The 9,979-nt window shown below is 62.8% G+C and carries 7 protein-coding genes and 1 pseudogene; 5 read left to right on the top strand and 3 right to left on the bottom strand.

The window, feature by feature from the left end:
• The 3 genes and pseudogenes from VNZ93_RS02535 to VNZ93_RS02525 form a co-directional block, all read left to right on the top strand.
• Positions 1-310, top strand: a pseudogene (locus VNZ93_RS02535) (transcription termination factor Rho); the annotation flags it as partial.
• A gap of 179 nt (positions 311-489) precedes the next feature.
• A complete protein-coding gene (locus VNZ93_RS02530) occupies positions 490-2,847 on the top strand; it encodes a tetratricopeptide repeat protein (RefSeq protein WP_325699622.1) in 2,358 nt (785 codons plus the stop codon).
• Between the two features lie 183 nt (positions 2,848-3,030).
• Positions 3,031-5,412 carry a transporter substrate-binding protein gene (locus VNZ93_RS02525; RefSeq protein ID WP_325699619.1) on the top strand — a complete coding sequence of 794 codons (2,382 nt, stop codon included), beginning with the start codon at positions 3,031-3,033 and terminating at the stop codon, positions 5,410-5,412.
• Here VNZ93_RS02525 and VNZ93_RS02520 read toward each other — a convergent pair.
• Positions 5,379-7,424 (bottom strand): thioredoxin domain-containing protein, encoded by a 2,046-nt coding sequence (locus VNZ93_RS02520; RefSeq protein ID WP_325699616.1) that lies wholly within the window; start codon positions 7,422-7,424, stop codon positions 5,379-5,381. The genes VNZ93_RS02525 and VNZ93_RS02520 overlap by 34 nt on opposite strands.
• A gap of 137 nt (positions 7,425-7,561) precedes the next feature.
• On the opposite strand from VNZ93_RS02520, the gene VNZ93_RS02515 reads away from it, so the two are divergent.
• Both VNZ93_RS02515 and VNZ93_RS02510 read left to right on the top strand, forming a co-directional pair.
• Positions 7,562-8,308 (top strand): sulfite exporter TauE/SafE family protein, encoded by a 747-nt coding sequence (locus tag VNZ93_RS02515; RefSeq protein ID WP_325699613.1) that lies wholly within the window; start codon positions 7,562-7,564, stop codon positions 8,306-8,308.
• Positions 8,309-8,365: 57 nt separating this feature from the next.
• Positions 8,366-9,319, top strand: coding sequence for an alpha/beta hydrolase (locus VNZ93_RS02510; protein WP_325699610.1), 954 nt, complete (start codon positions 8,366-8,368; stop codon positions 9,317-9,319).
• A gap of 32 nt (positions 9,320-9,351) precedes the next feature.
• On the opposite strand, the gene VNZ93_RS02505 is transcribed toward VNZ93_RS02510, so the two are convergent.
• Entirely contained in the window at positions 9,352-9,762 is a 411-nt protein-coding gene (locus VNZ93_RS02505; protein WP_325699607.1) for a type II toxin-antitoxin system VapC family toxin, read from the bottom strand.
• The coding region (locus VNZ93_RS02500; protein ID WP_325699604.1) for a ribbon-helix-helix protein, CopG family at positions 9,740-9,979 on the bottom strand (240 nt) is incomplete at its 5' end. The genes VNZ93_RS02500 and VNZ93_RS02505, both read right to left, overlap by 23 nt.

Below are 9,979 nucleotides of genomic sequence, written 5' to 3'. Positions count from 1 at the left end.
CGCGACCGCGCTGATCGATACCGGCTCGCGCATGGACGAAGTGATCTTCGAAGAGTTCAAGGGCACCGGTAACTCCGAGCTCATCCTTGATCGCAAGGTCGCTGACAAGCGCACCTTCCCGGCGATGGACATCACGCGGTCAGGCACCCGTAAGGAAGAGTTGCTGGTCGATCCGCAGACCCTCAAGAAGATGTATGTGCTCCGCCGCATCCTCAACCCGATGGGCACGATGGACGCGATGGACTTCCTGCTCGACAAGCTCCGCAATACCAAGAGCAATGCGGAATTTTTCGAGAGCATGAATACCTGACGCCAAGCATCGTCGCATTCATCAAGGCCGGGCCCGCTGCCCGGCCTTTTTTGTTGAGCTTTCTGCAGTCGATCGGCTGTCCCATCGCCCGCGCCGACGCGCTCACCGACTCGTGTCACGCGTCGGCGTCAAAATCCCTATTCTGTGGTAAAATGTCATGGTCAGTCTGGGAGGGCCTGATGAGGGGTCGCAAACTTGTTGCGGGATTGGCGCTGCTTGTGCTGGCGCCCTGGAGCGCCGCTGCGCAGACCGGCGATCGCGATCTTTGCAAGGGAGAGACCGGTACTGTCGAAAGCCGGATCGCGGCCTGCACGCGCCTGATCTCCGGCGGCAAGCTGAAAGGCGGCGATCTCGCCGACATCTACGGCTATCGCGCGTTTGAATACCGCAACAATCTGAAGGACTATGACCGGGCCATCGCGGACTACACGCAGGTCATCCGGCTGTTGCCAAAATCGGCAAGCACGTATGTCAGACGCGGCAACGTCTATCTGGACAAGGATGACTACGAACGCGCGCTGAGTGACTTTACAGCGGCGATACGCCTCGATCCGAAAGATGCCGACGCCTATGCAGGGCGCGGCGACGTCTATTACAACACGAAGGATTACGACCGGGCGGTTTCCGATTACAGCGCGGCCATTCGAATCGACGCGACGAGAGCCGTGCTTTTCCAGAACCGCGCAAATTCCTACTTCGACATCCGGGATTATGATCGCGCACTGGCCGACTACAGCGAGGCCATCCGGCTCGAACCGAAAGAAGCATCTCGCTACGCGCATCGAGCCACGGCCTATGTCGCGAAGAAGGACTTTGATCGCGCGATGAAGGACGCCAACGAGGCGATTCGCCTTGATCCGAAACTGGCCGACGGTCATTTCAGGCGCGGTGTCATTTTTGAAGCGCAGAAGCAGTTCAGCGGAGCGATCGCAGCCTATACCGCGGCGTTGGCCATTGAACCCGACAACACCCATTACATTCGTAGCCGTGCCGAAGCCTATTTCGGCAACGAAGAGCGAGGCCGCGCCTTTGCCGATTTCAATGAAGCGATCCGTCTCGATCCAAAATCGGCGTCGAATTTCAGTGCGCGCGGAAACGCATATCAGGAGCTGAAGGATTTCGATCGAGCGCTGACGGACTTCGCTGAGGCCATCAAGCTTGAGCCGAATAACGCCGAACATGTCGTGCGGCGCGGAAGCGTCGCATACGATCGCAAGGATTATGACAAGGCGCTTGCGGACTTCGATGAAGCTCTGAAGATCGATCCCAGAAACGGATTGGCGCTCAATTACCGCGGGATGACGTTCTACTCCCGAAAGGAATATGATCGCGCGCTGGCCGAGTACAGTGAGGGGATCCGGGTCGATGGCAGCAGTGCGTGGTATTACAACAATCGCGGCGAGGTGCTGAATGCCAAGCGCGAATTTGATCGCGCGCTCGTTGATTTGAACCAGGCGATCAAACTCGATCCCACGATGGGACAGGCCTACTCTCACCGGGGAATTTCCTATCTAGGCAAGGGCGACGTGCGCCGTGCACTTGCCGATCTGAACGAAGGCATTCGTTTGTCGCCGAAGGATCCTTACACCTATGCCAAGCGCGGCGATTTCTATCATGCACAGGGCGATAACAAGCGGGCGCTGGCAGATTACGATGCGGCTTTGCGAATCGACGCAACCCTTAACGAGGCGCTGGAAGGCCGCGAAATAGCGCTCGGTTCGACCGATCGCGCGAGGTCCGGTGCTGTCGCAGCCGCCACACCTGCGGCCCCGGAGGCGGCAAAGCCGCTTCAGGCGCTCGGCTCCGACACGCGGCCAGCCGGAAGGCGCGTGGCGCTCGTGATGGGAAATTCCGACTATCGGTATGTTCCGAAGCTCGACAACACCGTCAAGGATGCGCGGACCATGCGCGATATATTGACGAAACTCGGCTTCGAGGTGGTTTACGGCGAGAACCTCGACAAGCGCGCGATGGGGCGTCAGATCGGCGAGTTTGGCGCTATCGTGCGCGAAGCGGACGCCGCGATTGTTTATTTCGCCGGCCATGGTTCGACATTCGGCGATGTACCTTATGTCGTGCCGGTCGATTCAAAATACGAAAAGCTGTCGGATATCCCTGCGGAGCTGATCCAGATCGAAACGCTTGTCGGCGAACTGCGGCGCGCGAAGGGCGTACGCCTCGTGATCCTCGATGCATGCCGCGACAACGAACGCGAGGTCGAGTTGCGCCGGCGGGAGGCTGCGGCCCGTGGCGCAGCGACGCGCGGCGGCGGAGTCAGCCGAGGGTTGGCGCGGCTGCAGAATCCCGACGGACTGATCGTGGTCTATTCGACCCAGCACATGACGACCGCGGCGGATGGTGCGCCGGGCGGCAACAGCCCGTTCACCGGTGCGCTTGCCAAGCATCTCGTGACGCCGGGAATCGATATCAAGGATGCGTTATTCCGGACAGCGAGCGACGTCGTGAAGGAGTCCGGCGGGGCGCAGCGGCCCGAGATTGCGATCTCGCTGTTCGAACCATTCGTGCTCGCGCAGTAGCACGACTCTTCCCTAGGCACGGTAGGTTCATCGCCACGTAGGCGCGCCATCGCCGCTTAAAATATGAGCGGCGGTGACTCAAATTCGTGCGTCACCACAGCGCCATTACTAACGCTTTCGCAACGCGATGCGTGTGATCTCGTATTGCTGCGACGAATGTCGGGCAGCTTTCTGGAATTGCCCATGATTCACAGGACCGAGACGCAGAAGACCGACACGCCGAAAGTCCGGATGCCGGCACTCTGGCTTGCGGCGCCGGTTCTCGCGGTGACGCTGGGCGTGCTTGCGTTGCAGGTCACGTTCGGTCTCTGGGCTGCCATGGGCGCCGCGGTGCTGGGTTCGTTCGCTATCGGGTGGTTCGCGGAGCATCGGATCTCGGGACTTCTGAGCGGGCTCGTGCGCATTGCGCGCGGCGATCGCTTTGCAGTCCTGCCGGATGCCGTGGGCGACGGCAGCGTACAGCGCTTTGGCGAAGCTGCGGACGCAATGCGCGCAGCGCTCAGCGATGCCCACAACGTCGCGATCGACCGTGACCGCCGCATCACCGAGTCGCGGCTGCGTCACTCCGGGCGATTGTTCATCACGCGGCGCTTCCAGTCGGCGATCGGCGATGTGACGGAGGCTTTCACCGGCGCCGGCGATCGCATCCGCGTCACGGCGGCCGATCTCGCGGTCCGCAATCGCGATATGTCGGATCGCGTGGCGAATGCCGCACAATCGGCGGAAGCCGCCGCCATGGATGCGTCCAAGGTCGCGGATGCCGCGCGCGAGGTGCGGGAGATCGTGCTGCGATCCGGCGCCCATGTCGAGGCTGCGCGCCAGGCCACCGAACGGACGGCCGACGAACTCCGCCGCGCCGACGAAACGGTCCGCAGCCTGTTCGATGCCGCACAGCGCATTGACGTTGTCATCAAGCTGATCCAGACCATTGCCGGGCAGACTTCGTTGCTGGCGCTGAACGCCACCATCGAGGCGGCGCGCGCCGGCGAAAGCGGCCGCGGCTTCGCTGTGGTCGCGAGCGAGGTGAAGGAGCTGGCCAACCAGACCGCGCGCGCGACCAAGGAGATCCGCGAGCAGGTGGTCGGGATCCAGACCGCAGTCAAGCAAACGGCGACGGCGATCGGCGCGGTGACGACCAGCGTTGAGGCGACCGGCGCGGTCAATCGCGACCTCAATGCCATCCTGGAGCAGCAACTCATCGGCCTCGATCACATCGGCGACGAGGCCCATCGCGTTGCGGTCACGGTATCGCAGGCGCTGCCCGATATTCAGTCCGCCATCGCCGAGGTCGCGCAGGCCGGCGAGACCGTGCTCGGCACAGCGGACGATCTCGCGGCGCGTTCGCAGGCGCTGGTGGAATCGATCGGCGGCTATTTCAAGGAACTGGATCACGGCGCGATCCGCGTCGGCATCCTGCATTCGCTGTCCGGTACGCTGACAGCAGCGGAACGTCCGTTGCAGCAACTGCTGGTGATGCTGATCGAGCAACTGAATGAGGGCGGCGGATTGCTGCATCGTCCGGTCGAGGCGGTGATCGCCGATCCCGCCTCCGAATCGCAGCTCTACGCGCGGCATGCCGAAACCATGCTGACGCAGGAGAGCGTCGCGGTGATGTTCGGATGCTGGAGTTCGGCATCGCGTCAGGCCGTATTGCCGGTGCTCCAGCGATATGACGGCCTTCTGTTCTATCCGAGCCAGTATGAAGGCGAGGAGCAGTCCCCGCACATCTTCTACACCGGCGCGACACCGCGCCAGCACGCCTTGCCGGCGGTGGATTACATGCTCGACATGGGCTGCCGGCATTTCATTCTCGCCGGCACCGATTACGTCTATCCTCGCACGACAAATGCGATCGTGAAGGCGTATCTCGCGTCGCGCGGCGTTGCGGCCTCCGCAATCATGGAGACTTACGCGCCATCCGGCGAACGCATGTGGCGTGACACCGTCGAGCGCATGGCGAAGTTCGGATCGCGCGGCCATGCCGCGATCGTGTCGACGATCTCCGGTGATTCCAACGTGCATTTCTTCCGCGAATATGCGCGGCAGGGTCTTTCGCCCGCGCTGCTGCCGGTGATGACACTATCAATCGGCGAACGCGAAGCCTCGCTCGCGGAAGTGCCGATGGACGGCCATTTCGCAAGCTGGAGCTATTTCGGCGCGATCGATCATCCCGAGAACCGCGCTTTCGTCGATCAGTGGCGCGCCTTCAGGGGCGATGACACTGAGCTTCCGAACGATGCGATGGAAGCGACCCTGATCGGTTTTCGCATGTGGGTCGCGGCGGTCCGGCAGGCCGGCACCACCGAGCCTGAGGCCGTTCGCGCTGCGATGGCCGGCATGAGCTTCGCCGCGCCAAGCGGCTTCACCGTGCGCATGGATCGCGACACGCAACATCTGCACAAGCCGGCCTTTGTTGGCCGCTTCAATGGCGCCGGCGCCATCGTGCCGGTCTGGTCGAGCAGCGGCCTTGTCCCGCCGGAGCCGTGGAGCCCATGGCTAAGGCGTTCGGGCGCGTTGTGGTCCGGGGACGCTCAGGCCGCCGGCGCCATGCGCGCGGCGTCGTAGCGCTGCAGGATGTCGTCCGGGCTGGTCACCGGCAGCGAGCAGGTTTCACCGATACAGATGAATGCCGCCGGGCCGCTTGCGGCCCTGATTTTCTCCTGCGCCGGATGCGACGCGGGCAGCGCTGAGGCGGACGGGGCGCGCACCACGGCGCGATTGACATAGGGCAGCGCGAGGGCGGCGTTGACCAGCGCGTCCGCGGCCTCGCCCTCCCCGGTGACGACGATCTCGGCGAGGTTCAGCCGCATGTCGATCGCATTGAGCATCGCGACATGCATGAAGAGATTCTGGCCGCCGATGGCGAGAATGCCCTCGATCAGCCGGTCGGCCTTGTCACGGAAGCTGTAGTCCCCGGTGAAGGCGGCGAGCCGGATCAGGTTCTGCGCGATCACGCCGTTCGGGTTGGGTGTGGCGTCGTCGCTGGTCGAGGCCGGCCGCACCACCAGGCCCTCGGCATCGTCCGCGGTCAGGAAATAGGTTCCGGTTTGCGGGTTGGCGTAGTGGCAGTCGAGGGCCGCCTGCCAGGTCAGGGCCTGATCGAGGTAGCCGCGCTCGCCGGTGGCTTCGTGGAGGGAGAGCGCAGCCCGGATCATGCAGGCGAAGTCTGACGCGAGCCCGGGATAGAGCAGCCGCCCCTCCCGCCACGAATGGCCGAGGCGATCGCCACGCGTCATGTTGCGTTGCACAAAATCGAATGCCTTCCTGGCCATCGCGACCCAGTCCGGCTGCCAGAAGGCTAGCGCTGCATTGGTCAGGGCCGCGATCATCAGGCCGTTCCAGTCCGCCAACACCTTGTCGTCCAGCCCCGGCCTGATCCGCCTTTCGCGGATCTGGTGCAGCATGGATCGCAGCATGGGGAGCGCAGCATCGATTTCCATGCTGCGCGGTAAGTCTTTGAGGCGATTGAGGATATTATGACCCTCAAAATTGCCCCCGGTCGTGACATCGTAATGCTGCGCGAAAAGTGCAGCATTTTTTCCGAGCGCGGCTTCGACCTCCGCCAGCGACCAGACGTAGAACTTGCCCTCTTCGCCCTCGGAATCAGCGTCGAGTGAGGAATAGAACGCACCCTCCCCGCTGGTCATTTCGCGGCGCAGCCAGCCGACCGTTTCCTCGGCCCGTTCCCGGTACAGCATCTTCCCGGTGCGCTGCCAGGCCAGCGACAGAAGATCGAGAAGCTGCGCGTTGTCATAGAGCATCTTCTCGAAATGCGGCACCAGCCACTTGTCGTCGACCGAATAGCGGGAATAGCCCCCGCCGAGATGGTCGTAGATCCCGCCCTCGCTGATCCTGGTCAGGGTCAGGTCGACGATGTGGAAATACCGCCCTTCCCCAGTCCGGAGCCCGGCCCGCCAGAGATTCTCGAATATGGCGCATTGCGGGAATTTCGGTGCGCCGCGCAGTCCCCCGTTCACCGGGTCCATGGCGCTGCCGAGTTGCTGGCCGATATGGTCGAGTTCCTGCTGCCCGATCGTCACCCGCTGGGGGTTGCGGGCGACGTCGGACAGCCGTGCCATCAGCGCCCCGCGGTTCTGCTCGATCTTGGCCGGCTCTTCGCGGAACAGCCGCGCCACTTCGCGCATCACATCGACAAAGGCCGGCCGGCCGTAGCGCGAGGTCGGCGGAAAATATGTGCCGCCCCACACCGGCTCCCCTGCGGGCGTGAGGAACATGGTCAGCGGCCAGCCGCCCTGCTCGCCCAGATGATGCAGCGCCTGCATGTAGATCTGGTCGATATCCGGCCGCTCCTCCCGGTCGACCTTGATGTTGACGAACAGCTCGTTCATCACGCGCGCCGTCGCTTCGTCCTCGAAGCTTTCGTGCGCCATCACATGGCACCAGTGGCAGGCGGCATAGCCGACCGACAGCAGAATCGGCTTGTTGTTCGCTTTTGCCTCGGCGAGCGCTTCCGGCCCCCAAGGCCACCACTCCACCGGGTTGTGCTTGTGCTGCAGCAGATAGGGCGAAGTCTCGCGCGCGAGCCGGTTCTCGTGAGTGGATGCTGCGACTGACATGATGACCTCGCGGACTTTTGTGTGGGGAACGATAACGTCCCACGGCCGGAAATGGCAGCGCAGCTATTCCGATTCTGCGAAGGCAGCCTTCGCATCTTAGGCATTGTCGCCGCCCGCGACTCGTTTCAAGTGCGGGCATGGAAACGTCCTACACCGTCACCGCGCTCGTCATCATCGCCTATCTGCTCGCGGGCTTCGTGAAGGGTGTCATCGGCATGGGGTTGCCGACTGTCGCTCTGGGTCTGCTCGCCGCGGTGATATCGCCCGCGCAGGCCGCAGCAATCCTGATTGCCCCCTCGCTCGCGACCAACATCTGGCAGATGGTTGCGGGTCCCTATCTTGTCGGGCTGGTCAAGCGGCTCGGCGGCATGTTGCTTGGCATGTTCGTCGGCGCATGGCTTGGCAACGGCATCCTCACCGGCGCGAACGCAAAGCCGGCTGCGATCGGGCTCGGCATTGTCCTGATCGCCTATTCGCTCATCGGCCTGTCGAAGGTGAAATTCTCGGTGCCGCGCGCGAGCGAAATATGGGTCGGCCCGCTGGTCGGAATTGGAACAGGCGCGGTGATGGCCGCGACCGGTGTGTTCGTCATTCCCGCCCTGCCCTATCTGCAGGCCATGGGCTTCGACAAGGACGAGCTCGTGCAGGCACTCGGCCTGCACTTCACGGTGTCGACCGTCGCGCTCGCTTTGGTTCTGTGGGATGGCGGGGCGTTCAGTCTGTCGCTTGGCACGCTGTCATTGTTTGCAATCGCGCCGGCGGTGATCGGCATGTATGCGGGCCAGCGCGTGCGCGCCCGCCTCAGCCCGGAGACGTTCCGTATATTCCTGTACATCGGTTTGCTGGCGCTCGGTGCGCTGCAGGTCGCGCGGAATGTTCTGTAATGTCTCGTCGCCGGCCGATACAATAGGCGCTCCAGCGTCAAGAGACGTGCGATCGATATGACCGACACGAGCCGCTTTCGTCTTCCGCTTTGCTTCGCGATGACGATTGCTTTGACCTCGGTTGCAGCCGCGACAGACGTCTCCGGCCTCGTCGACATTGGCGGCGGTCGCAAGATGTATCTCGCATGTAGCGGCTCGGGTTCGCCCGCTGTCGTGCTCATCTCCGGTAAAGGCAACGGAGCTGCCGACTGGAGTGAGATACTCGACCCATCCGACGCGGTACGCGATGCAGATTATGACGCGCTTGCATGGGGCAAAGGCGCGTCGCAGAAAAGTGCATCGGCTGTATTTCCAGCGGTGGCGCGCTTCACCCGTGTCTGCGCCTATGACCGCCCTGGTGTGAGGCTCGACGGACCGGATCAATCCACGCCGGTTGCGCAGCCGCACAAGGCCGATCAGGCGGCCGACGATCTTCATCGCCTGCTGACCGGGGCGGGCGAGCGCGGTCCATATGTATTGGTTTCGCATTCCTACGGTGGCGTGGTGGCCGCGCTGTTTGCGCGAACCTGGCCTGATGATGTGGCCGGGCTCGTGATGGTCGATGCTGTGACCGAACTGATCCGGAAGGTAGCGAGCCCGGAAGCTTTGGCGAAGTGGGATGAGTTCAACAGGACATCGGTGCCGGCAGCTCCCGAGGCCGTCATGCTCGCGGATGCATTTGCGAAGATTGATGCGAAGCCTCCGCTGCGTGAACTTCCGGCCGTGGTGCTGAGCGCCGACAAACCCTGGCAGCCGTCGTCGATTGCAAAGAATACGGACCAGGCGGCCGCAGTCAGCTTTGCCGATTGGACAGCGTCGGGACATCTGCTTGCGAAGGCGCTCAACGCTCCGCATGTCACGAAGACCCGCAGCGGTCACAACATCTACGCCTATTCTCCGCAGATTGTTATCGATGCCATTCGCGAAGTCGTTGACGCGGTGCGTGCCGGAAAAACGCAGATCGCGCGCTAAGCGCCGGTCGTCCTGGCAACGGTGACTGACGCCTAGCCCGGCAACAGACACGGCACCGCTTTGCGTCCGAGCCGCCGGTACTTCCGAAAGTCGGCGTCGGTCGTCAGCAGCGTCGGATCGGATACGATCTCCGTCATGCGAACGAGACATGCGTCGGCGAACGTCATCGGTACGTCCGCGTATTTTTGCATGAGCTTCAGAATGTCGGTTCCGCCGTCGCTGAAGCGAAAGGTGCTGCTGAGGGCGCCGCGCGAGATCAGTTCTGCAATTGCAGGCAAGCCGCTCGCGCCAAGCAGAACAAAAGTCTCCGACAACACGGCGTCGCATGTCACCCATTGGGGCGGGTATCGCATTGCAAGCGCGCTGGCCCACGCGTGATTCGAATCGTGACGGTTCAGCAGCGCAACCAGAAATCCGGAATCAACGAGGATGGGTCCGGCCATGTGCTGCCTTGAGATAAGTCTTCCTGTTACGGCTCAGGTCAGACGGCAATTCATCGATCGAACCGATCAGGTCCGTGATCGCTTTCAGCGATGCCGGTATCGTTACGTTTTCGGTGTTGCGAGTCAGCCGTTCGCGCATGACGTCGGTCTTCGACATTTTGCGTTTGCGTGCCTCGGCCTCGATCTCGTCGACGAGGCTGTCCGGGAGGCGGAGCGT

It is taken from the genome of Pseudorhodoplanes sp. (genome assembly GCF_035565795.1).
Classification (GTDB): Bacteria; Pseudomonadota; Alphaproteobacteria; order Rhizobiales; family Xanthobacteraceae; genus Pseudorhodoplanes.
The sequence above is the reverse complement of the archived record's forward strand: the minus strand, read 5'-3'. Positions and strand labels throughout refer to the sequence as shown.

What these genes read in the sequence shown, in the direction of transcription:
- VNZ93_RS02530 (WP_325699622.1), top strand. Translation starts at nt 490, where the DNA reads ATGAGGGGTCGCAAACTTGTTGCGGGATTGGCGCTGCTTGTGCTGGCG.
- VNZ93_RS02525 (WP_325699619.1), top strand. Translation starts at nt 3,031, where the DNA reads ATGATTCACAGGACCGAGACGCAGAAGACCGACACGCCGAAAGTCCGG.
- VNZ93_RS02520 (WP_325699616.1), bottom strand. Translation starts at nt 7,424, where the DNA reads ATGTCAGTCGCAGCATCCACTCACGAGAACCGGCTCGCGCGCGAGACT.
- VNZ93_RS02515 (WP_325699613.1), top strand. Translation starts at nt 7,562, where the DNA reads ATGGAAACGTCCTACACCGTCACCGCGCTCGTCATCATCGCCTATCTG.
- VNZ93_RS02510 (WP_325699610.1), top strand. Translation starts at nt 8,366, where the DNA reads ATGACCGACACGAGCCGCTTTCGTCTTCCGCTTTGCTTCGCGATGACG.
- VNZ93_RS02505 (WP_325699607.1), bottom strand. Translation starts at nt 9,762, where the DNA reads ATGGCCGGACCCATCCTCGTTGATTCCGGATTTCTGGTTGCGCTGCTG.